General features: G+C 62.9%; 20 protein-coding genes. 10 read left to right on the top strand and 10 right to left on the bottom strand.

Annotated features, from left to right (window positions below; translation table 11 throughout):
- Nucleotides 1-92 precede the first annotated feature (92 nt).
- Both NTU39_RS00980 and NTU39_RS00975 read left to right on the top strand, forming a co-directional pair.
- Complete coding sequence (locus NTU39_RS00980; RefSeq protein WP_257959006.1) at nt 93-1,466, top strand: aminotransferase-like domain-containing protein; 1,374 nt, start codon at nt 93-95, stop codon at nt 1,464-1,466.
- Between the two features lie 161 nt (nt 1,467-1,627).
- On the top strand, nt 1,628-2,041 hold the full coding sequence (locus tag NTU39_RS00975; protein ID WP_174984500.1) for a hypothetical protein: 414 nt from the start codon (nt 1,628-1,630) through the stop codon (nt 2,039-2,041).
- A gap of 138 nt (nt 2,042-2,179) precedes the next feature.
- Here NTU39_RS00975 and NTU39_RS00970 read toward each other — a convergent pair whose 3' ends face one another.
- Nucleotides 2,180-3,415 (bottom strand): MFS transporter, encoded by a 1,236-nt coding sequence (locus tag NTU39_RS00970; RefSeq protein WP_150663816.1) that lies wholly within the window; start codon nt 3,413-3,415, stop codon nt 2,180-2,182.
- 443 nt (nt 3,416-3,858) lie between these two features.
- Here NTU39_RS00970 and NTU39_RS00965 point away from each other — a divergent pair, with 443 nt between their 5' ends.
- Nucleotides 3,859-5,472: an EAL domain-containing protein gene (locus NTU39_RS00965; RefSeq protein ID WP_257959005.1), complete on the top strand. Its 1,614-nt coding sequence runs from the start codon at nt 3,859-3,861 to the stop codon at nt 5,470-5,472.
- A gap of 96 nt (nt 5,473-5,568) precedes the next feature.
- Here NTU39_RS00965 and NTU39_RS00960 read toward each other — a convergent pair whose 3' ends face one another.
- A complete protein-coding gene (locus tag NTU39_RS00960; protein WP_174984494.1) occupies nt 5,569-5,715 on the bottom strand; it encodes a hypothetical protein in 147 nt (48 codons plus the stop codon).
- A gap of 399 nt (nt 5,716-6,114) precedes the next feature.
- On the opposite strand from NTU39_RS00960, the gene NTU39_RS00955 reads away from it, so the two are divergent.
- Nucleotides 6,115-6,966 carry a TOBE domain-containing protein gene (locus tag NTU39_RS00955; protein WP_257959004.1) on the top strand — a complete coding sequence of 284 codons (852 nt, stop codon included), beginning with the start codon at nt 6,115-6,117 and terminating at the stop codon, nt 6,964-6,966.
- 75 nt (nt 6,967-7,041) lie between these two features.
- Here NTU39_RS00955 and NTU39_RS00950 read toward each other — a convergent pair whose 3' ends face one another.
- On the bottom strand, nt 7,042-8,235 hold the full coding sequence (locus tag NTU39_RS00950; RefSeq protein ID WP_150663813.1) for an MFS transporter: 1,194 nt from the start codon (nt 8,233-8,235) through the stop codon (nt 7,042-7,044).
- Between the two features lie 224 nt (nt 8,236-8,459).
- Here NTU39_RS00950 and NTU39_RS00945 point away from each other — a divergent pair, with 224 nt between their 5' ends.
- Nucleotides 8,460-9,371 carry a LysR family transcriptional regulator gene (locus NTU39_RS00945; protein ID WP_257959002.1) on the top strand — a complete coding sequence of 304 codons (912 nt, stop codon included), beginning with the start codon at nt 8,460-8,462 and terminating at the stop codon, nt 9,369-9,371.
- Between the two features lie 54 nt (nt 9,372-9,425).
- Here NTU39_RS00945 and NTU39_RS00940 read toward each other — a convergent pair whose 3' ends face one another.
- Nucleotides 9,426-10,772 (bottom strand): MFS transporter, encoded by a 1,347-nt coding sequence (locus NTU39_RS00940; protein ID WP_150663811.1) that lies wholly within the window; start codon nt 10,770-10,772, stop codon nt 9,426-9,428.
- Nucleotides 10,773-11,039: 267 nt separating this feature from the next.
- On the opposite strand from NTU39_RS00940, the gene NTU39_RS00935 reads away from it, so the two are divergent.
- A complete protein-coding gene (locus NTU39_RS00935; protein WP_257959001.1) occupies nt 11,040-11,939 on the top strand; it encodes a LysR family transcriptional regulator in 900 nt (299 codons plus the stop codon).
- 48 nt (nt 11,940-11,987) lie between these two features.
- A complete protein-coding gene (locus tag NTU39_RS00930; RefSeq protein WP_150663809.1) occupies nt 11,988-12,371 on the top strand; it encodes a hypothetical protein in 384 nt (127 codons plus the stop codon).
- A 54-nt stretch (nt 12,372-12,425) separates the two neighbouring features.
- Here NTU39_RS00930 and NTU39_RS00925 read toward each other — a convergent pair whose 3' ends face one another.
- The gene (locus tag NTU39_RS00925) at nt 12,426-12,791 is read right to left on the bottom strand and encodes a DUF2288 domain-containing protein (protein WP_150663808.1); all 366 of its coding nucleotides are present in this window, start codon (nt 12,789-12,791) and stop codon (nt 12,426-12,428) included.
- 145 nt (nt 12,792-12,936) lie between these two features.
- On the opposite strand from NTU39_RS00925, the gene NTU39_RS00920 reads away from it, so the two are divergent.
- Nucleotides 12,937-13,359 carry a hypothetical protein gene (locus tag NTU39_RS00920; protein ID WP_039394462.1) on the top strand — a complete coding sequence of 141 codons (423 nt, stop codon included), beginning with the start codon at nt 12,937-12,939 and terminating at the stop codon, nt 13,357-13,359.
- Between the two features lie 108 nt (nt 13,360-13,467).
- Here NTU39_RS00920 and NTU39_RS00915 read toward each other — a convergent pair whose 3' ends face one another.
- The 3 genes from NTU39_RS00915 to pepE form a co-directional block, all read right to left on the bottom strand.
- Nucleotides 13,468-13,950: a DMT family transporter gene (locus tag NTU39_RS00915; protein ID WP_257959000.1), complete on the bottom strand. Its 483-nt coding sequence runs from the start codon at nt 13,948-13,950 to the stop codon at nt 13,468-13,470.
- Nucleotides 13,951-14,088: 138 nt separating this feature from the next.
- On the bottom strand, nt 14,089-14,421 hold the full coding sequence (locus NTU39_RS00910) for a hypothetical protein (protein WP_257958999.1): 333 nt from the start codon (nt 14,419-14,421) through the stop codon (nt 14,089-14,091).
- 189 nt (nt 14,422-14,610) lie between these two features.
- Nucleotides 14,611-15,324, bottom strand: coding sequence for a dipeptidase PepE (pepE, locus tag NTU39_RS00905; protein ID WP_257958998.1), 714 nt, complete (start codon nt 15,322-15,324; stop codon nt 14,611-14,613).
- Nucleotides 15,325-15,763: 439 nt separating this feature from the next.
- Between pepE and NTU39_RS00900 the strand changes: the two genes are divergently transcribed.
- Complete coding sequence (locus NTU39_RS00900; protein ID WP_257958997.1) at nt 15,764-17,944, top strand: malate synthase G; 2,181 nt, start codon at nt 15,764-15,766, stop codon at nt 17,942-17,944.
- A 106-nt stretch (nt 17,945-18,050) separates the two neighbouring features.
- Here NTU39_RS00900 and NTU39_RS00895 read toward each other — a convergent pair whose 3' ends face one another.
- Nucleotides 18,051-18,305 carry a hypothetical protein gene (locus tag NTU39_RS00895; protein WP_257958996.1) on the bottom strand — a complete coding sequence of 85 codons (255 nt, stop codon included), beginning with the start codon at nt 18,303-18,305 and terminating at the stop codon, nt 18,051-18,053.
- Nucleotides 18,306-18,787: 482 nt separating this feature from the next.
- Between NTU39_RS00895 and NTU39_RS00890 the strand changes: the two genes are divergently transcribed.
- Nucleotides 18,788-20,059, top strand: coding sequence for a DUF445 domain-containing protein (locus tag NTU39_RS00890; RefSeq protein WP_150663805.1), 1,272 nt, complete (start codon nt 18,788-18,790; stop codon nt 20,057-20,059).
- A gap of 16 nt (nt 20,060-20,075) precedes the next feature.
- Here NTU39_RS00890 and NTU39_RS00885 read toward each other — a convergent pair whose 3' ends face one another.
- On the bottom strand, nt 20,076-21,017 hold the full coding sequence (locus NTU39_RS00885) for a hypothetical protein (RefSeq protein WP_257958995.1): 942 nt from the start codon (nt 21,015-21,017) through the stop codon (nt 20,076-20,078).
- Nucleotides 21,018-21,332 lie beyond the last annotated feature (315 nt).

The raw sequence follows: 21,332 nt of genomic DNA, 5'->3' as shown, positions 1-21,332 counted from the left end.
GAGACTGCGCAGGGCTCAGCGCAGTGGTCAGTATTGCCAGCACCTTAATGCAGTGCAATTATTGAATTGTCCTGAGATCAATTTTCGCCTCCATGTCAGCTCCTGCCCGGTATCTCGAACACGTCGAACGGCTTGCCGACGCCATCGCGTCCGGCGAACTCGCCTCGGGCACGCGCCTGCCGCCGCAGCGCGACTACGCCGACGCACACGGGCTCGCCACGTCCACCGTCACACGCATCTATACCGAACTCGCACGACGCGGCCTCGCCGTGGGCGAGATCGGACGCGGCACCTTCGTGCGCTCGCCTGCCGTGGGCGCAGCCGCTGCCTTCGCGCAGTGGGCACCTGCGCCGGGCGCGCTGGGCGGCGTCGATCTGGCGTTCAACTACCCGGTGCTGCCGGAGCAAACCGAGGCGTTGCGCCAGGCGCTGCGTGAGATGGCGTCCGGCGGGGATTTGAGCGCATTGCTCGCCCACTCACCGCACGACGGGCCACCGGCCGACAGACGTGCAGCGGCGCAATGGCTGTCGCGTCGCGACGGCGTCACGGTATCGCCCGACTCGCTGGTCGTCTGCGCGGGCGGGCAGCATGCGCTGGACGTGCTGCAACTGGCGTTGTGCCGCGCGGGCGAACCGGTCGCCGTCGAGGCCCTCACGTACCCCGGCTGGAAGGCGCTCGCGGCCATGCGCGACGTGCCGCTCGCCGCCGTCTCGATGACGGCCGATGGACTCGATCCCGCAGCGCTGGACAAGCTCTGCCGCCACCATGCAGGACGGCTGCGCGTCGTCTACACCATGCCGACGCTGCACAACCCGCTGGGCAGCGTGATGCCGCTCGCACAGCGTCTCGCGCTGGTGGAAGTCGCGCGGCGTCACGACCTGCTGATCGTCGAAGACAGCGCCTACGGCTTTCTGGTCGAGGACGCCCCGCCGCCGCTTCGGCTGCTCGCACCGGAACGGACGTTCGAAGTGTGCGGCCTGTCCAAGCCCGGCGCACCGGGGCTGCGCATCGCCTATCTCATCGCCGCGTCCACCCTGCTGCCGCGCGTGCACGCGGCGATGCGAGCCAGTGTGTGGAGCGCCGCGCCGTTGATGGCGCAACTGGCCTCGCGCTGGCTCTCGGACGGCACGATGGACCGCTGGATCACCCACAAACGCGCACTGGCCACCCAGCGGCAGGCGATTGCCATGCAATGCCTGTCCGGGCTGGAGTCGACGGGGTATCCCGGCGCATTCCACCGGCTGGTGCCGATCCCTACGTCGACGCCCGCCCTGCGCTGCGACGACATCGTGGCCGCGCTACAAGCGCGTGGCGTTGCGGTAACGCCGGTCGATGCGTTCGCTGCCCCAGGCCAGACCGCACCGTCGGCCATTCGCGTCGCCCTCGGTTCGCCGGGCAGCGACGAGACGCTACGGGCTGCGCTCATGCAGGTAGCCGATGTCGTCAGGACAGCCGGGCGTCTCTGAAATCACTGACGTCACACGGCGACGCGCTGAGATGACGCCGCTGCCGGTTTCTTTTATGATCGACCTGCTTCCTGCGGCCGCACGCCCGGCGCAACATCCGGTGCGCCATCGCCAGGCGTCGCGCAGGCTTCGTCCCCTGTCGACAATACCAAGGACTCCGAATGTCGCTCATCCACTTCTCCCGCGCCCGTTCGCTCGCGCTTGGCACAGCGCTCGTCGTCGGCGCTGCCCTGGCCGCCCCCGCGTTCGCTGCGTCGAACCTCTCCTTCATGGGCAACTCGCCGCTGGCCTACTGGAAGCAACGCGACACCGCGTCGTTCGCCAAGGCCGCACGCACCGTGCTGACGGACAAGCAAGACAACGAGACCACCGACTGGACCAACGCAGGCACCGGCAATTCGGTGGCCATCGCTGCGCAGATCACGCCGACGAACACGCAAAAGGACGGCGAGCGCACCTGCCGCGATCTGGTCGTGCTGCTCACGGCCAAGGGTCAGGAAGTCACGCTCAAGCTCCCGGCCTGCAAGGCGAACGACAAGGCCGAATGGAAGCTGCAAAAGCGCGGCACGCCCTGATCGGTCTCGATCTGTCGCCCGCGACAGACGCTGCCGGATAAAAAAATCGCAGGTTCCGAGATGTCGGACCGGCGATTTTTCTATGGCGGACGATGCTGGCTGACGGCGTCTTGCCACACCGTCAGCCAGAGCACCCCGTTATGCAGCGGCTGTCTTCTTGTGCCCTTCGACGTCCGGCAACAGGATCGTCACGATGCCTAGCAGCGGCAGATAGGCGCACACGTGATAGACGAAGTCGATGCTCGTCGTGTCGGCAAGTTGGCCCAGCACAGCAGCGCCCACCCCGCCCATCCCGAACGCGAAGCCGAAGAACAGACCCGACACCGTGCCGACCTTGCCGGGCATCAGTTCCTGCGCGTAGACCAGGATGGCCGAGAACGCCGACGCCAGAATCAGACCGATCAGCACCGTCAGAATGCCCGTCCAGAACAGGTTGGCGTACGGCAGCATCAGCGTGAACGGCGCAGCACCGAGGATCGAGCCCCAGATCACATACTTGCGGCCGATCTTGTCGCCCAGCGGGCCGCCGATCATCGTGCCCGCCGCCACGGCGAACAGGAAGACGAACAGATGCACCTGTGCGCTTTGCACGGAGACGTGGAACTTGCTGATCAGATAGAACGTGAAGTAGCTGCTGATGCTCGCGAGATAGAAGTACTTCGAGAAGATCAACACCAGCAAGATGCCAATGGCGAACAGCACCTTGCCCTGCGACAAGTGCGCAGTGCCGCCCCGGCGCGCGGCCTTCTTGCCTTGATTCGCGGCGCGCTGCACGGCGTACCAGCGGCTCACGTGATACAGCACGAAAATCGCGACGAGCGCCGCCACCGAGAACCACGCCACGCTGCCACGGCCGTTCGGCACGATGATCAGCGCCGCCAGTAACGGCCCGAGCGACGAGCCGACATTACCGCCGACCTGGAAGAACGATTGCGCCATGCCGTGGCGTCCGCCCGAGGCCATACGCGCCACGCGCGAAGACTCCGGATGGAACACCGACGAGCCCATGCCCACGAGCGCCGCCGCGACCAGCAGCATGCCGTAGTTCGGGGCGACAGCCAGCAGCAGCAGACCCACGAGCGTGAAACCCATGCCGACTGGCAGCGAATACGGCTTCGGATGCTTGTCGGTGTACAGGCCCACGACAGGTTGAAGTAGCGACGCAGTGATCTGGTACGTCAGCGTGATCAGGCCGACCTGCCCGAAGCTCAGATTGAAGCCGGACTTCAGCAGCGGGTAGATCGCGAGAATCAACGACTGGATCATGTCGTTGAGCAGGTGGGAGAAGCTGATCGCAGACAGCACGCGGAACGCTGTGCCCTGCGCCGCCGGTGTCTGGGCACCGGGAATGGACGTTGCAGGTTGACTCGACATGGGTTGGATTGACGTCTAAGGCTTAAGAAAGCGGGTGCTGAGAGTCGGCATTCGGGCAAATGGATGCGAATCGACCGACCTATGCAGGAAAGTTGGGATTAATCCCAATTTCTGCCAGAAATTTAATGAGTGAAGTGTAGAGCATGCGTAAATCGTCGTTGCGCCAACTTTTGTCGCGATTACGCCATCCCAGTGTCACGCAAATTGCGGTCAGAACGCCCGCTGACGACGCCTCACAAGCCCACCGGAAGCAGGCCGCGTGCAGGATCGGCAAGCGCCGCTCACGCCCATCTGCCGGGCGTTGTGCGGGTTTATCGGGGGTCGGACACCGTCAGGGATTCGTGTAGAGTCAATTGACGAGTTGTGCCGTGCAGCACGCGTGCACCCAAAAAATGCACCGCAGCACACGTAGGGCCCCACTCTTTCCTTGGTTGGCAGCAAACATGATTCAACACTCCAGAGTCGTGCAGTGGCTGGTGACCGGACTTGTCGTGGCGGTCACGCTTGCTGTCGTCCTTTTCCTGGGCTGGCTGCGCATTTATCACATGTCGCAGTCGATTCTTCAGGAAGAAGCGGTCCGTCAGCGCGACGCGCTCGAACGCATCGTCGCGCAAGCTGAAAGTACGCTGCGTGGCGCCACCCCGTGGGTCGGCCGCTCGTGCAGCGAAGTGAGTACCTCACTCCAGGCCGCTGGCACGCTCAGTCCCTACTTCCGTTCCATCTGGCTCGTCTCGCGCGGCCAGCTCTATTGCTCGTCGGTCATTCGTTCGAACGCGGCGCTCAATATGCCTCTCCCAGCCGACCTCGTGCCGATGCTGACGGGGACTCGCACGTTGCTTGTCAGCGGCACGCCTTATGTACGCGAGACCCCCGCGCTGGCCCTTTACGTGCCGACCTCGGCCACGGACGGCGTGCTCGGGTTCGTCGATGGCATTTACCTCACCGAGACGCTGCACAGCGTCAAGAGCAGCGATCTGGCGTGGACGGCCATGACGGTGGGCAACGTCGCGCTAACCTCGGAAGGGCCGCGTCTGGAATCGGCAGGTATCGCGACGCGCGGGGCGCAGATTTCGCTCACGTCGGAGCACTTCACGACGTCGCTCGCAGGCAGCCCCTCGCTGATGCGCTCGCTCGCCGGCAGTCAGGCACCGATCTTCCTGTCGTTTGGCGGCATCGTGGCCTTTTTGCTCGGCGTGCTGACCTTCCGCCATTTCGGGCCGGCGCAATTCATGAAGCGTCAGATCGCGCACGGCATCAAGCGTAACGAATTCAAGGTGTACTACCAGCCGGTCATGGAGCTGGCCACCGGCCGTTGCGCGGGGGCCGAAGCGCTGATGCGCTGGCACCATCCCGTGGCCGGACTGGTGCGCCCGGACGCCTTCATCCCCATTGCCGAAGACAACGGGCTCATCATCGATCTGACGCGTTCGCTACTGCGCCAGATTCGCAACGACGTCGCCAAGGGCGCGCTTCCGCAGGGCTTTCACATCGGCATCAACCTCGCGGAACGGCATCTGCGCGACACCACCATCATTCACGACATCGAGCGGTACTACGGCACACTGAACGACACGTACCCGATGGTGGCCGAGATCACCGAACGCTACGTGATTCGCGACACGGCCGCCGCGCGCAACGTGATGGCCGAGTTACAGCGGCGCGGCATCGAAACGGCGCTTGACGACTTCGGGGCCGAAAACAACTCCATTGGGTATCTGAAGCGCTACGACTTCAACTATTTGAAGATCGACAAGGAATTCCTGCCCGTCACGGAAGAGGATGTGGTCACGCGCAACATCTGCGATTCCATCATTCATCTGGCCGAGCGGCTGGATATGACGATCGTGGCGGAGGGTGTGGAGAACGAGATGCAGGCGAATTACCTGCGCGGGCGCAACGTCACGTATGCACAGGGTTATTTGTTTGCGCGGCCGATTGCGTTCGATGAGCTGGTGCAATACGCGATTGCGCATGCGGGCACGGGACTGACGGCGGTGAAGACCGGCGCGCCGGCACGCACGCCCACGACGTCGCTGACGCCCCGCAAGGCAGGCTGAGCCGTCATGCAGTACAAAAACGCCGGACCCGTGAAGATGACGGCTGACGCCGGTCGTCACCGGTCAGGCGTTTCTGCCAGACGGCACCGCAACCGGTCAGAAGACCAACTGCGGCATGTTGCTGCGTGGCGCAGGTGCGGCCGCCGCGCGTGTGCTATCTCGCATTTCGGCACGCAACAGCCACAATCGCTGCGCGACGAAACGTCTGAAGCGCATTTCACCTGCGGAGAAAGAGATTTGCATCTGATGTCGCTTGCCGTTGGGCAGCGTGCGAACCAGACGATAGTATCGAGCCCCGTCAACCGTTTCCTTGATATTCCTGACGCGCATCATTTCACCCCGTTTCTGTTGTGTCAGGTGAGTAGGCACTTCACTTCGGTAAACGTCGCATTCCCGGTCATCCCGCTTGAGACTTGTTGAAGACTTGAGTATTTCAGGTCTGAAGCAATACGAACCGGCTTTGGGGGGGCATGCGGCAAAAATCAATGTAGTGGAGAAACGTCCCCCATTCGTCCCCCAAATGGGCGTTCGAAGCGAGCTTCGTTGGTGCGCCGCAACAGTTCCCCGTCCAGCCCTCGTACCCGCTGGTTCGCCCACCCTCTACAATGCGGCCACCTGCTGTGTTTGATCGAAAAAATCATTATGGTTTCCGAACCTTCTTCAACGCCGGACAGTGTTTTACGCAACGGAACGGGTGATGCCCTCCAGGTGAGCGGCTCGTTGTGGCTGCATCGTGGCAATTCGTCGATTGGCGGACAGGCACGCATTGCGCTGCTCGAACACATTGCGTCGCAAGGCTCGATCACGGCGGCCGCCAAGGCGGCGGGCATGAGCTACAAGGCGGCGTGGGACGCCGTCGACGCCATGAACCAGCTCGCCGGTGAACCGCTCGTCGAGCGCAGCACCGGCGGACGCGGCGGTGGCGGCACGCGACTCACCGCCCGCGGCGCGAAGCTGGTCGCGGCATTTCGTGCCGTGGAAGCGGCGCAGCAGCAGTTTCTCGCGCGCGTCGCGAACGATCTCGAACATTTCGACGAGCAGTGGCCGGTCATCGCGCGGCTCGGGCTTCAGACCAGTGCGCGCAATCAGTTGCACGGAACGATCACGGCCGTTCGGCACTGCGGTGTGAACGACGAAGTGACGTTGACGCTGCCCGGCGGCGAAGCGATCACCGCGTCGCTCACCCACCACAGTACCCAAACACTCGGGCTCGCGGTCGGCGGACAAGCGTTCGCTCTGATCAAAGCGCCGTGGATCGAGATTGCGCGCGGCGCGGATCTCGCGGGGTTGCCCACGGCGAACCGGTTGTCCGGCATCGTGGACGCCGTCAGCGACGATTCAGGGCAGGCAGAAGTGATTCTGGCGCTACCCGGCGGCAGCCGTCTCGCGGCCGTGATGCCGCAGGACACACTCACCGCGCGCGGCCTCACGGCGGGCATCGGCGCGACAGCCGCATTCGCCGCCGTCAGTGTGATCATCGGCGTGATGGCCTGACGGCCTGACGCCAAAACACGAAGGCCCGGCGCGTGCATCGACGCGCCGGGCCTTCTTCATTGTGCTGCGTCGTCTTTACATTGCAGGGGTTTCACAAACCGGCGTAGGCTGGCGACCCGCATCCCGGCGATCCAGACGCAGGCTCAGCAGCGCGACGCCCACCCCCACCAGCGGCACCAGCGCCGCCACCCAGGGCACGGCCGTCAACCCGGGGCCATGTTCAATGACGAAGCCGCCGAGCCACGCGCCGATGGCGTTGCCAAGATTGAACGCGGCGATATTGAAGCTCGACGCGAGGCTTTCGCCCGCCCCAGATGCCTTTTCCATCACCCAAATTTGCAGCGGCGCGACCGTGGCGAACGCCGTCGCACCGAGCAGTGCCACGAACACGATGGCGAGCCATTGCGAGTGCAGCGCGAACGTCATCAGTCCGAGCACAACCGAGAGCGACAGCAGGCTGCCCAGCACCGTGCGCACCACATGACGATCCGCGAGCTTGCCGCCCAGCAGATTACCGATGACCAGACCCCCACCGAAGATCAGCAGAATCGGCGAGACCGCGCCTTCGGAGAAGCCCGTCACTGTCGTGAGCAACGGCGCGATGTACGTGAACACACCGAACACCCCCACCCATCCCAGCACGGTCGTCAGCAACCCGAGCAGCACCGGGCGACGTGCCAGCGCTCGCAAATCCGCACGCCAGTCGCCAGCGTCCGCCGGGGCCGCGATCTTCGGCACGAAGCGGGCGATCACGAGGAACGCGAGGGCACCGATGACGGTCACGGCCCAGAAGCTGGCACGCCAGCCAAAGTGCTGACCCAGCCACGTGCCGAACGGCACGCCGAGAATGTTGGCGACGGTCAGGCCCATGAACATCACGGCAATCGCCGACGCACGGCGCTCACGCGGCACGAGGCCCGTCGCGACGACCGAGCCGACGCCGAAGAAGGTGCCGTGCGCGAACGACGTCAGCACACGCGCCGCCATCAGCGCGCCATAGCTCGGCGCGAGCGCACAGGCGGCGTTGCCGATGGTGAAGATGGCCATGAGCACCAGCAGCACGGTCTTGCGCGGCCAGCGGGCGGTGGCGGTCGTCATGATCGGCGCGCCGACGACGACACCCAGCGCGTAGCCGGAAATCAAGAGGCCAGCGGCCGCGATCGACACGCCGAAATCGGCGCCGACGTTGAGCAGCAGGCCCATGATCACGAACTCCGTCACGCCAATGCCAAAGGCACCGGCGGTCAGGGCATAGAGGGCGATAGGCACGGAAAACTCCTGTCTTGAAGACTGAATATCGGGGCGGGTTCCGCCGTCGAATCGATGGACCGAATGTGGACCGAATGCCCTGGTCATCCGACGCGCGTGAACCGATGTGCGGAATATAGACGTCCCTTCATTGATGAAATAGACTGCGCGAAGGAAAATCATTTGTGACTTCAAGTCACAAGACTGCACAAAAGTCATCACCTCAACAGTCGAGGACACCTCCGATGGGCCGACAGGACGTCAACCGCTCAGGCGACATGGAAGTTTTTACGCGGGTGGTCGAGTTGGGCGGCTTCTCGGCAGCGGCGCGCGCGTTGCACATGACACCGTCGGCTGTGAGCAAGCTCGTCGCGCGGCTCGAAGGGCGGCTGGGCGCACGACTCTTCAATCGCTCCACGCGCCGCTTGCAACTTACCCCCGAAGGCACCGCATTTCACGAGCGTGCGTTGCGCGTGCTCGCCGACATCGACGCTGCCGAGCGCGAAGCGGCGGCGGGCGCGGTGCCGCGCGGCTTGCTGCGGGTGAATTCGAGTGTGCCCATCGGCACGCTGTATCTGCTGCCGGTCCTCCCGGCATTCCTCGCGAAGTACCCCGAGATCCGGCTCGACCTGACACTCACCGACACGGTCGTCGACTTGCTGTCACAACGTGCCGATGTGGCGGTGCGCGCTGGCGCATTGCGAGATTCACGGCTGGTGGCGCGCAAGCTCGGCGAGAGTCGCGTACACGTGGTGGCGTCGCCTGAGTATCTGGCGCGCAATGCGCCGTTACAGACGCCAGCCGACCTGATCCGTCACAACGTCATGGCGTTCAATTTCGAGCGTCAGATTCAGGGGTTGCCGTTCCTCGACGGCGCGGGCGGTGTCACTTTGTATCCGCTCGCAGGCAACGTGCTGGTGAGTGACGGCGAAACGATGCGCAAACTCGCACTTGAAGGGCTGGGACTCGCGCGTCACTCGCGATATCACGTCGACGCCGATCTGCGCGACGGCCGTCTCGTGACCGTACTCGAAGACTACAACCCCGGCGATCTGGAGCCGGTGCACGCCGTTTATGTGGGACAGGGCGGCCACTTGCCCGCCCGCGTCCGCGCGTTTCTCGACTTTCTTGTGGAGAACGTGCACCTGCCGTGTTGATGTCTTTGTGGCGGCAAGCGCTTACGTTCTTTTCACGTCGTCTTCATGCCGTCTTCATGCCGTCTTCACTGCGCGATGCGACCAGACGAACAATGGCCATGCGAGTGCGGCGCAGATCATGCCCCCGGCCCAGACCAGTCCCCATCCGCCTAGCGAGAGCAGCAGTGGAATCACCAACGGCGTGAGGAACATCGTCATGAAGACACCGGTGTTGCCGATGCCCAGCGCCGTGCCCGCGCGGGACGCCCCGGCGAGCGTGGCCAGCTCCGTGAAAGCCACGCCATGCCATGCCGATGCGACCACCCCGCCGACAATCAGCAGTGCGATCATCACCGGCGTGCCGTGAGCGAGCCACTCGGGACGCATCGAAAGTAATCCCACCAGCGCGCCCAACATCGCGAACACCACGCCAACCACAAGCGTGCAGACGCGCAAATAGGCGGGACGGTTGCGGCGCTTGTCGGTGAAACGTCCGCTCCACACACGGGTGATTGCCGCGCCCGTCTGCACCGCCCCCAGCGTCAGCGAAATCGTCAGCACGCTCACATGGGCGAAGTCGTGCAAAAAGACCGTGCCGAAGGTGAGCACAGCGATTTGCGGCATGGCGAGCACGGCCATGCCGAGCGCGGTGCTGAGCAGGCGTGCATCACGCAACGGCGTATAGGCGACAGCAGGACGGCCGCCAGCGCTAGCCGTTGCCGGGCGCGCCGCTTCATGCAGCTCGTCCGGCGGTTCGAGCAACCACAGCCATGCCATGCCCGCTGCGGCCACGCACGCCACTGCCAGGCCGATGAAGACCCCGCTGAAGCCGAAGTGGACCGCCGTGCCCGGCAGCAGCAGCGCTCCGATCCCTCCGCCCATCGGCACCGCGCATTGCCGCACGCTCATCGCAAGACCACGCTCGCTGTCGTGAAACCATCGCATCACGGCGCGTCCGCTCGAACCGTTCACGCTGCCGCCCAGCACGCCGATGACCAGCATCCCGGCCGCGAGCATCGGCATCGACGGGACGAAGTGCGTCGTCGGCACCACCCACAGGCCGAGGCCGAGCAGCGCCGCCGCCGTCACCAGCAACCCGACGAGCAACACCCGTCGGTCGCCCCATCGATCCGTGAGCATGCCCCACGGCAATTCCGAGACGGCAATGCCCAGACCGATCATGCCGAGCACGAGGCCGAGGTCGCCGTTGGCCAGCGCGTAGGCACTTCGCATCTGTACGGCCGTGGCGGGAATACCGCCCATCGCCGCTGCGAAGCTCGCATTGGCCGCCACGCCAACGCCCAGCACCTTCCAGCGATGGTCGCGATTGAGTTGTGGGACGGCGACATCCGGGGCACGAGGCACAGCGGTGGCCGGAAGACGATTCGCCGCAGCAGAGGCAGAGCAAAGACGTTCGTTCATAAGTGACACGGTGCGCGGGCGGTCAACACGCGGCTCTGAAAAGGGGGAGGGGGAAAGGCCTTATCCCGGGGTCGCGCTTGCGCGTAAATCCGGATGCCATGCTCCGCATCCTACGGAGGTACAATCCATCGGAAAAGCGGGAAAACGCGATGACATATATCGTGTTTTCCGGATTAACTCCGATGGCCTGCCGACGCGCCATCCGTCCTCGTTCTCCTCGTTCGTTAGGTGTCCGCCCCACGAATTGTCGTTCTACCGAGTGCTGCCATGAATGCCCGCGCCTTCGATCTGACCCAGCTACGTACGTTTATCGCCATTCACGATGCCGGCAGCATTTCGGCCGCCGCCGAACAGATCTTCCTGTCGCAATCGACCGTCAGCGAACAACTGAAGAAGCTCGAAGAGCGCGCCGGACAGCCGCTGCTCGTCCGCTCGCGAAAGGGCATGCGCGCCACGCCCGCCGGTACGCGGCTGCTCGCGTACGCGCGTCAGATCGCGGCGTTGTCGGAAGCCGCGTTCGAGGACCTTCAGGGGGTGTTGCTCGACGGTGAGCTGCGCATCGCGATCACGGACTATTACCGTCCGCACGACGTCGCCCGTGTCCTCAAACGATTCACGAGCCTCTATCCGCGTCTGCGCCTGCACGTGAGCGCCATGCAGAGTTCGCAGATCGAGCGCTCAGCCATGACGGGCGAGCATTTCGACGTAGGGCTGGCGTTACGGCTGATGAACGAGGATGTCGCCGATGGCACCGCACCCCACGATGACCTCGGCGGGGCGTCGGCCACACTGGTGCGCCGCGAGCGGCTCGTGTGGGCGATGGCCGCGACGCAGACGGCACCCGTCGACATACCGCTGCCGCTCGTCACGCTCCCTCGCACGTGCGCGTTGCAAACGCTCGTCGCCAGCGTGCTGGAACGGCACAAGGTGGCGTACCGGGTATCGCATTCGGCGGCTGGGGTCGCGGGCATGCAGTTAGCATTGGCCGCAGGCTTGGGTGTGTCCTGTCTGAATGAGTCAGCGCTCACGCCCGAGCTGATCGTCTGCCCGCCGTCGCTCGGGCTGCCGCCGCTGCCGCGCGCCGAATTCCATCTGCTGCCGGGACGCGCCGATGAAACCGACCTGATCCGGCATGCGCGCAATGCGCTGCTGCGGCTGTTCGCGTGATACCTTTGCCGCTGATCTCGTTCTTGTCCGCTATTTGCGGTTGTCGTCATGTCGGAACCCACGCCCAATCAACCGATTCGTCTGAATTTCAACACTCGTCGCGCATTGCTGTTCGCGCTGACGGCAGAGCGTCTGTCGGCGTTTTACGAGCATGGGCAATGGATGACGGACAAGCAGGGCGCGACGCTCGCCCAGATGTGGCTATCGCGTTCGAAGTTGCAATTGCCGCTGGATGAGCGCCGTTTGTTGTCGTCGTTGAGCGACGATTTCGCCCGCGAGCTGGCGGGCACGCTCTCACGCGAAGCCGGGCTGTACACGGCGCACGAAATGACGGAATCGCTTGACGCGGACTATGCGTACGCGTCGGTGGTGGCGCAGGATCTGCTGGAAGATTGCACGCGACGCCTCGTTGAAGCGGGCATCACGGAATAAGCCGATCGCCCACGAAAGCGCCGCCATTTGCGCGCAGAACGGCCGGATACGTTGTCAGGTCTTGATACCGCGCTCTTGCACGAGCACCCACGGCGCGACGACGACGGCCCACAGTTCGGGCGTACGTGCGGCGAAATCGGCGGCCGTGTCGGCCTGCATGCGTTGCACCATGCCGGACGTCAGCCATTGCGTGACGGTGGGTTTGTCGTCGTTGGCGACGGCTTCGGCGACGGAGACGAGGTCGACGCCGGGCGTGACGAACAGCAGAACGCCGCGTGCGAAGAACGACTCCAGATCCTTCCAGTCGATCTTGGCGGTTTCGCCGAGCAGGCGCAGATAGACCTCGCTGGGCTGCGCGGACGCATCGGAGGGCGTGGCGGGGTTTGCGTCGGCGGAATCGGTGGGCTTGGCGGGGTTCATTACAGCGGCCGGTGAAGAAAACCCGCATTGTAATGCGCCCCGGCGAGCGCGACGGTGGTAGCATCGGAACCCCGCGTGCGGGCCGGTGTCGCAGTCACATGGCACGGCTGCCGCGAGGTGGCTAACGTTTTACCGAGGACCCCGCATGCCCAAACAAAAAACCGACCCCAAGCTTGAACAGGCCCTGACGCGCGGCGACCTCGCCATGCGCCAGATCAACTCCGCCCGTGCAACCGCGCTGCTGCGCTCGCTTGGCGAGATGATCGTGGCGGCGTCGGCGACGATCGGCGTCGAGGCTACGGTGGATGTGCCGAACGGCGACAAGGTCTACGATCCGGAAGACGGCGTCTGGCCGCAGGCACTCGTGGTGTCGTTCGACGGCCCCATCGAAGAGATGGACGAAGAAGAACTGCGTACGGTGCAACTGATCGCCGACAAGCATCCTGAGACGTTCGTGGCGGTGTGGCACCGTGCGGACGGCAAGATCGGCCGCCAGGAAGCGCGTCCGCTCGCGATGGTTGCGTTCCTGACCGACGTCGAAGTGCCCTGGCTCGACGACGACGCTTAAGCGCTGCATCGATGCAAACGAGGGATGGCATCACTGCCATCCCTCGCGTCGCACGCACCTGAAACCGCCGCCCGAGGCTCACGCCGGGGCGGCGGTTTCGTTTGGGCGTTACTGACGCTGTACCGCATCGCGCCGCCTCGTACGTGGGTGTCGTTGCCAGACGGCAATCACGAGTCCTGTCGCAATCGCCGCAGCACCGAGTAGGCCGGTCTGGCTGAGCGCATTCCCAAAGACGAGGAAGCCGAACGTCGTGGCGAACAAGGGATCGCTCGTCTCGATGATCTGCACCTTGCTCGCTTGTCCGTGTGCCACGGCACGCGTCGTGAAATAGAAGCCGCCAATCGTGGGTAGCAGAATCAGGGCGCTCAACGTCAACCATTGCCAGCCGACGGGCAGCGCGAATCCCTCCTGCATCAGCGGCACGGACAGAAAAGCGCTTCCGAACCCGAACAGCCAGACCAACTGCGGCAGCCCGGCACCGATGCGAAACCATTTCGAAAAGAAGATGAAGAGGGCGTAGCCGCATCCGCCGACCAATGCCAGAACGATACCGTCCAAGGTACCCGTCACACCGCCCTCAGCGAAACTCATCACACCGACGCCCGCGACAATGGCCAGGAAAGCCACCCATTTCTGGCGAGTGATGCGCTCCCTGAGGCAAAGCCCTGAGAGCACGATGGTGGCCCCACCGGCGGCGTAGGTAAGAAAGGAGACGAGTGGAATCGACGCCTACGCAAACGCCTTGGTCTCGAAGAAATAAAGACAGAAGATGCCGAGGAACGAGAGACAGGCAAAGCGCGGCCATCGGGAAGCGAGCGCCGCCGTCTGCCTGCGCAGCGCGTGCGTACGGCTGCACAGGGCGGCCACCAGCACGAACGCCCCGAAGCACTTCCAGAACGCCAGCGACGCCGACGTCGCCCCTTGCTCGAACCCGATGCGCGTCAACACCCCGATCGTCCCATTCAGACCGGCCGCCACCAGCGCGCAAGCTTCTGAGCCGAATCGCGCTTCAGGCGCTTCGGGCGCTTCGGTCGGCTTGATATTGATATCTCTTTGCTCCACGATCCCCTCGATAAGCCGTGCGCTTCGGGGGGAAAGCGTTGCCAGAAAATTCGAGTCGGGATTGTGCCAGCAGATGCCCATTCGCTGAGACCAATTCAGCACCGAATGAGCGATTTCGGAATTTACGGATGACGCTGCGCGCGGTGCGTCATCCTTCAACGAAGGCGACGCAACGTCGCCCTTAAGAACTCAAATCGACGCCAGCGCAAACGTACTGCCGGTGGCAATCTTGTCAACGGCGCCGCCCTGACGGAAATGGAGTGCGTCGAATTCGCCGAGGACCGTCGCATTGTCGCCGTGCACGTGCAGCGCCACGCCCTCCGGAATCGCGACGACGCCTTCATCAGGATTGATCGCCAGATACTCCGCCAGACGCTCCTCGCGCGACTCGCCGTTATGTCCCGACGGCTTGCCGCTGATGAAGTGCGGGTTCACCTGAAACGGCACCACGCCCAGTGCCTTGAGCGTCGGCGGCTCCACGATCGGCATGTCGTTCGTCGTGCGGATGGTCGGACACACTACGTTCGCGCCCGCACTCCATCCCACATACGGCATGCCCGCGTTCAACCGCTCACGCAGCAACCCCACGATGCCCGCGTTGTACATCCGGTCGAGCAACACGAACGTATTGCCACCGCCGACGACCACCGCTTCCGCCTGTTCCACCGCCGCCCGCGCATCCTTGTGATGATGGATCGACGTCAACTCGTAACCGAATCGCTCGAACGACGGCTTCACACGCGATTCGTACTCGTCGAAGGTGAACGTGATGCCACCCGCGTACGGCACGAACAGCACCCGCTTCGCGCGCCCCTTGAGCACCGTATGCACCTGATCCTCTGCATGCTCCAGATAGCCCGACACGCCCTTGCGCGAGCTGCTCATCATCAAGATCTGTTTCACGACTTCATGCCTCCCGGGCAGATGGTCTTTTTGGGGGAAATATCGAGTGTACCCGTCGCACGAACGATCAAATTCATATCGAAAGGAAACGCCACGCCGCATTCTCGACGTCACCCCTTCATTTCTCATAAAGTGAAACGCCATACCGAATGCTGCAACTGCACACGAAAAATCGGGCATCGGCCGCAAAGCCTTATGGCGTCGATGTCATACGCAAACCCTTATCCCACCTATAAGCCGCGCGGGTGTGAGGACGCGAAATACCGGGTTTCCGAGTGACCTGAGAAGGATTACACTCAGAGTCTTATATAAGACTGACCCCGATTGCCCCATAACGTCCGTTCTCCTGACGATGTGACCGTCGCGAAAAGCGTCGGCGCACCGGCAAGCGGCCGGACGGAGTCGCGTCAACCTGGTTTTCAAACTCGAGTACAGCATCATGACTTCCACTTCCAAGCGTGGCGGCCTGACGGTCGCAGACAATCTGATCGCGTTCATCGAAAAGGAAGCCCTGCCGGGCACCGGCGTCGATGTCGACGCGTTCTGGAAAGGCTTCGACGCCATCGTCCATGACCTCGCCCCGAAGAACCGCGCACTGCTCGCCGAGCGCGACCGCCTGCAAGGCGAACTCGACGGCTGGCATCGCGCCAACCCGGGCCCGATTGCCGACGCTGCCGCCTACCGCGCCTTTCTCGAAAAGATCGGCTACCTGCTGCCGGCCCCGGCAAGCGTGAAGGCCACGACGGCCGAAGTCGACTACGAAATCGCAGAGCAGGCCGGCCCGCAGCTCGTGGTGCCGCTGTCCAACGCCCGCTACGCCCTGAATGCCGCCAACGCGCGCTGGGGCAGCCTGTACGACGCGCTGTACGGCACCGACGCCATCCCCGAGACCGGCGGCGCCGAGAAGGGCACCGGCTACAACCCGAAGCGCGGCGAACTCGTGATCGCCTTCGCGCGCGGCTTCCTCGATCAGGCCGCTCCGCTGGCCGACGGCTCGCATAAGGACGCCACCGGCTACGCCGTCGAGAACGGCAAGCTCGTCGTGACGACCAAGAGCGGCAAAACGACGCTCGCCACCCCGGCGCTGTTCGCCGGTCATCAAGGCGACGCTGCGAAGCCGACCGCCGTGCTGATCAAGCACAACGGCCTGCACTTCGAAATCCAGTTCGACGCGAATCACCCGATCGGCAAGACCGATGCCGCCCATATCAAGGACGTGCTCGTCGAAGCCGCGGTGACGACCATCATCGACTGCGAAGACTCGGTCGCCGCCGTGGACGCCGACGACAAGGTCGACCTCTATCGCAACTGGCTCGGCCTGATGCAAGGCACGCTGACGGAAGAAGTCGCCAAGGGCGGCAAGACCTTCACGCGTCGCCTGAACGCCGACCGCGAGTACACCGGCGCCGACGGCCGCGCGCTCAAGCTGCATGGCCGCTCGCTGCTGTTCATTCGCAACGTCGGCCATCTGATGACGAACCCCGCCATCACCGACCGCGAAGGCCACGAGATTCCGGAAGGCATTCTCGACGGCGTGGTGACCGTGCTCGCTTCGCTGCACGACCGCAAGCATCGCCTGAACTCGCGCACCGGCTCGATCTACATCGTCAAGCCGAAGATGCACGGCCCGGCCGAAGTCGCGTTCGCCGACGAACTGTTCGGTCGCGTCGAAGACCTGTACAGCCTGCCGCGCAACACGCTCAAGATGGGCATCATGGACGAGGAGCGCCGCACCAGCGTGAACCTCTCGGCCTGTATCGCAGCGGCTGCCGCACGTGTGGCGTTCATCAACACGGGCTTCCTCGATCGCACGGGCGACGAAATGCACACCGCGATGGAAGCCGGTCCGATGATGCGCAAGGGCGACATGAAGTCGTCGGCATGGATCACCGCGTACGAGAAGAGCAACGTGCTGGTCGGTCTGGCTGCGGGCCTGCGTGGCCGCGCACAGATCGGCAAGGGCATGTGGGCCATGCCGGACCTGATGCACGCCATGCTCGAACAGAAGATCGCGCATCCGAAGGCCGGTGCGAACACCGCGTGGGTGCCGTCGCCGACGGCTGCTACGCTGCACGCACTGCACTACCACGTGGTCGACGTTCAGGCCGTCCAGCAAGAACTCGAAAAGATCGATTATGCGAAGGAGCGCGACGCGCTGCTCACCGGTCTGCTGACGGTGCCGGTCGTGGCCAAGGCCGAGTGGAGCGCCGAAGAAATCCGCAAGGAAATCGAGAACAATGCGCAGGGCATTCTCGGTTACGTCGTTCGCTGGATCGATCAGGGCGTGGGCTGCTCGAAGGTGCCGGACATCAACGATATCGGCCTGATGGAAGACCGCGCAACGCTGCGTATTTCGAGCCAGCATCTGGCGAACTGGATGCGTCACGGCGTGATCACGCGCGAACAGGTCGAAGAGACCATGAAGCGCATGGCTGCCGTCGTCGACAAGCAAAACGCCGGTGACAAGCAATACGTGCCGATGGCGGGTAACTTCGACAACTCGCTGGCGTTCAAGGCTGCAAGCGCGCTGGTGTTCGAAGGTCTGACGCAACCGAACGGCTACACCGAGCCGTTGCTGCACAAGTACCGTCTGGAACTGAAGGCAAAGCAGCGCGGGTAAGCAAGTAGCGCGGCTCAGTCGCGCGAACGGGTGTCACCCAATAGGGCGATACCCAGCGAAACGGCACATGACGAATGTGCCGTTTCGCGTTTACGTTGTGATGTCGTCACGTCGTCAGGCGAGCGGGGTGGGTCGATACGCCAACGCGGTCCTGAAGCGGAAAGCTCACGGGTATGGCGTCGTGCATGGCGGCATCGCCGTACGGCCCGGCGTAGGAGAGGACTTCGGCACCCTTCCCGGCCTCGCCTGCGATGTCGAGCGCCACGCGAAGAAACGTCCATGGCTTATGCGGCACCTTGCCGAAGGTCGCAATGACCTCATCGTTGCGATACAACGTCACATCGCGCTCCGTGGGCACCATGACAATGACCGGGAATGCTTCATTGATTAACGCCCGGGTCGACGCACACGCCTCTGCGTCGCCATATAGGAGGACGACGGCGCTCTCCAATCGGGTTGGGTCCTTGACACAGGCACGCAGGATCGCCCTGCCCAAATCGCCGCACACGCGCTCCCGAACGTCCGGCGGCAAGACGCCTCTCTCGCTCGCGCAATCGATCAGTACGGTGTATTTGTCGGCGAGTACGTTGTATAGCGCCTGTCTGACCGGCGCGTGGATATCGTCCGAGGGCAACGTTTGGCGCAAAGCAGACGTTAAGACAGGCGAAGGCAATGCAGAAGGAGAGAACATAAGGGAGCGGGAGATGAGTGCGGCACTCATCGTGCGCGCAGTGTCGAAGCACAGACTTCCACTTTTCGCCTCGTATCGAAGTCGAGCGCGGAATGAGGTAGTCTTTCCACTTGTTTGCAAGACCTCCCCGTCCACTCGAAAGCACGCTACGCATGGACCCCGCCATCGCTCTGCAACGTGCCGAACGGCGCGCGCTGTCATTCCTTCTCGTCGCGCTGGCGATCTTCATCGCCACGCTTTTTATGCCCGTTCACTTCCTCACCGGCTGGATTCGCGCTGCGGCCGAAGCGGCGATGGTCGGCGGGCTGGCGGACTGGTTCGCGGTCGAAGCGCTGTTCCGTCGCATTCCGATCCCTGGACTCGCACGGCATACGAACATCCTGATCCGCAAGAAAGACGCCCTCGGCGATGGCCTCGCCCGCTTCGTCCGCGAGAAGTTTCTCGACACGCCGTCCGTCGTGCGTCTCATCGAACAGCAGAATCCCGCCGATGCGCTCACGCGCTGGCTCGGCTCGTACGAGAACACGCGTCAGTTGAGCGCTGTGCTGGTGAAGGTGACGAGCGGTGTGCTCGATGTGATGGACGAGCGCAACGTGCAGGCCTTCATCCGCCGCGCGCTCGACACGATGATCGACCGCCTCGATCTCTCGCAATCGGCAGCAGCGATTCTCGACACGCTCACGCGCGACGGACGTCATCAGGCACTGCTGGACGAAACACTCGACTATCTCGTCGAATTGCTCAACGAGCCGCAAACGCGCGAATTCATTTCGGCCCGTATCGTCGAATGGCTCAAATCCGATCATCCGAAGAAGGAGAAGGTGCTGCCGTCGGAATGGATCGGCAACAAAGGCTCGGACATGATCTCGGCGGCCGTGACACGGCTGCTTGCGCAGATGGAAGCAGACGAAACCCATCAGTTGCGGCAGGCGTTCGACCGCGCAGTGGCCGGGCTGATAGAGCGTCTGAAACATGACGCCGAATTTCAGGCGAAGCTCGACGGCTTCAAAGCGCAGCTGAAGGGCGACACCGCGTTGAACGCTTACGTGGGCGGTCTCTGGAACGAATGGCGCAGTTGGGTAAAGCGGGATCTCGCGAAAGAAGATTCGGTGATCGGCACGAAGATCACGGGCGCGGCGGCGTGGATCGGACAGGAACTCGCACGCAGTGAGTCATTGCGAAAGGCGCTCGACGCACAACTCAGAGATGCGGCCGAGCGCATGGCCCCGGGCTTTGCCGATTTTGTGACGGACCACATCCGCGCGACGGTGCATGGCTGGAACGCAGAGCACTTGTCGCAACAGATCCGCCTGAGCGTCGGGCAGGACCTTCAGTACATTCGCATCAATGGCACCCTCGTCGGGGGACTGATCGGCGCCGTGCTGTATCTGGTGGCGCAGGCGCCGGTGTTGCTGAATCGGTAATGCTGAGGTTGTCGAATCAGTGCAACGTCGGTGACGACTGCGACTGATTCCGGGGGGTTTCGATCGACGGGGGCACCGTATCGTTTGGCTGAGCCAAGATCTCTTTGAGGTTACACGGCGTCATACATTCCTTTGAGATTGTTACAGCGCTCAAGTGTGCACGACGAATATCGGCCGCCGTAATAGAAGCGCGCAGGTTGCTTAAGTCCAGACTGAGCGCCATGACCACCTCATTATCTGAAGCACATTCAGATGTGCAGCACCCCTTGTTCAGACCCGCTTTGACAATGTGAATATTGGTCTTCGGGCTGGACGAGAGTTCCTTAAGCTCGGTGAAGAGACGATTAAAGCTGGCGCCGTTATCCGCAGCACTACCATCGGGCAACGCTTCAGTCATCAATACAACCTGGGTTCCTCGCTTTGCCTCTGCAATCACACTCTCAGAAACTTCTCCACAATCCGAGCCAAATACCAGCAATATCGGCCTGAGTTTCCCCCCATTTATTTCGTTATCAATGTTCCTCATAACATCACTATATATTGTGGGGCGCACATCGCCAGGTGCTTCGCTGTTGATCTCAAAATTGGCTGCATTAATGTCGAATTCCGACTCATCCGAAATTTCACCGGGGACAAATCCGACTTGAATGCATGAACTATCGCGAATGCTCGAGGCAAGACTCGACGCAAGCGATCCGCCTTTGTCTTTGCCCCCTCCGATGAAGACAATCTCTCGATTTCCAAAGATATGCTTTGCAGACAAAACCGACTGCATTTCTTTAAGCAAATCGCCTTCAGCATTTCTCACCCCTCGATCCCCAAGTACCATGACGACTTCTTTTCCGCGGACGTGCTCAGACAGTACGGATTCCAACGGCTCAAAGCGAGCTTCAGTCTGCGCCACCGGATAAGAATCATGATTTGAAACTTGCTGGGTGCTGCTTTGAATCGGATCCATGTTGATGCTCCTAACAAGATTGGGTTTCGGAGAGCGGCCGCGCAGAATCACGAAATCTGTCGAAGCCGCGACGTGGTCATCGTTCTTTGGAACGCCAACGCACGGGCCTATCGTTGTCCCCTCGCACTTGAGAAACTTTCAGGATCCGCTCTTGCCGCGCTGCGTTTTCGCCCTCCTCTTTTGCAAATGCCACCGTTATTCGACACGGTTCCGATTCGGTGAAAACCTGCTTGGGGCGAGATGTAGGACAAGAGACCGCTGCGAATCGTTACGAAAGGCGCTCGACGCACAACTCAGAGATGTCGCCGAGCGCAT

Source organism: Pandoraea commovens (genome assembly GCF_024704525.1).
Lineage (GTDB): Bacteria > Pseudomonadota > Gammaproteobacteria > Burkholderiales > Burkholderiaceae > Pandoraea > Pandoraea commovens.
This window is presented reverse-complemented; position numbering and strand designations above follow the sequence as displayed.

Bases quoted from the DNA above. Each gene is read 5' to 3' on its own strand.
- NTU39_RS00980 (WP_257959006.1), top strand. From the start codon at position 93: ATGTCAGCTCCTGCCCGGTATCTCGAACACGTCGAACGGCTTGCCGAC.
- NTU39_RS00975 (WP_174984500.1), top strand. From the start codon at position 1,628: ATGTCGCTCATCCACTTCTCCCGCGCCCGTTCGCTCGCGCTTGGCACA.
- NTU39_RS00970 (WP_150663816.1), bottom strand. From the start codon at position 3,415: ATGTCGAGTCAACCTGCAACGTCCATTCCCGGTGCCCAGACACCGGCG.
- NTU39_RS00965 (WP_257959005.1), top strand. From the start codon at position 3,859: ATGATTCAACACTCCAGAGTCGTGCAGTGGCTGGTGACCGGACTTGTC.
- NTU39_RS00960 (WP_174984494.1), bottom strand. From the start codon at position 5,715: ATGCAAATCTCTTTCTCCGCAGGTGAAATGCGCTTCAGACGTTTCGTC.
- NTU39_RS00955 (WP_257959004.1), top strand. From the start codon at position 6,115: ATGGTTTCCGAACCTTCTTCAACGCCGGACAGTGTTTTACGCAACGGA.
- NTU39_RS00945 (WP_257959002.1), top strand. From the start codon at position 8,460: ATGGGCCGACAGGACGTCAACCGCTCAGGCGACATGGAAGTTTTTACG.
- NTU39_RS00940 (WP_150663811.1), bottom strand. From the start codon at position 10,772: ATGAACGAACGTCTTTGCTCTGCCTCTGCTGCGGCGAATCGTCTTCCG.
- NTU39_RS00935 (WP_257959001.1), top strand. From the start codon at position 11,040: ATGAATGCCCGCGCCTTCGATCTGACCCAGCTACGTACGTTTATCGCC.
- NTU39_RS00930 (WP_150663809.1), top strand. From the start codon at position 11,988: ATGTCGGAACCCACGCCCAATCAACCGATTCGTCTGAATTTCAACACT.
- NTU39_RS00925 (WP_150663808.1), bottom strand. From the start codon at position 12,791: ATGAACCCCGCCAAGCCCACCGATTCCGCCGACGCAAACCCCGCCACG.
- NTU39_RS00920 (WP_039394462.1), top strand. From the start codon at position 12,937: ATGCCCAAACAAAAAACCGACCCCAAGCTTGAACAGGCCCTGACGCGC.
- NTU39_RS00915 (WP_257959000.1), bottom strand. From the start codon at position 13,950: ATGAGTTTCGCTGAGGGCGGTGTGACGGGTACCTTGGACGGTATCGTT.
- NTU39_RS00900 (WP_257958997.1), top strand. From the start codon at position 15,764: ATGACTTCCACTTCCAAGCGTGGCGGCCTGACGGTCGCAGACAATCTG.
- NTU39_RS00895 (WP_257958996.1), bottom strand. From the start codon at position 18,305: ATGGTGCCCACGGAGCGCGATGTGACGTTGTATCGCAACGATGAGGTC.
- NTU39_RS00890 (WP_150663805.1), top strand. From the start codon at position 18,788: ATGGACCCCGCCATCGCTCTGCAACGTGCCGAACGGCGCGCGCTGTCA.
- NTU39_RS00885 (WP_257958995.1), bottom strand. From the start codon at position 21,017: ATGGATCCGATTCAAAGCAGCACCCAGCAAGTTTCAAATCATGATTCT.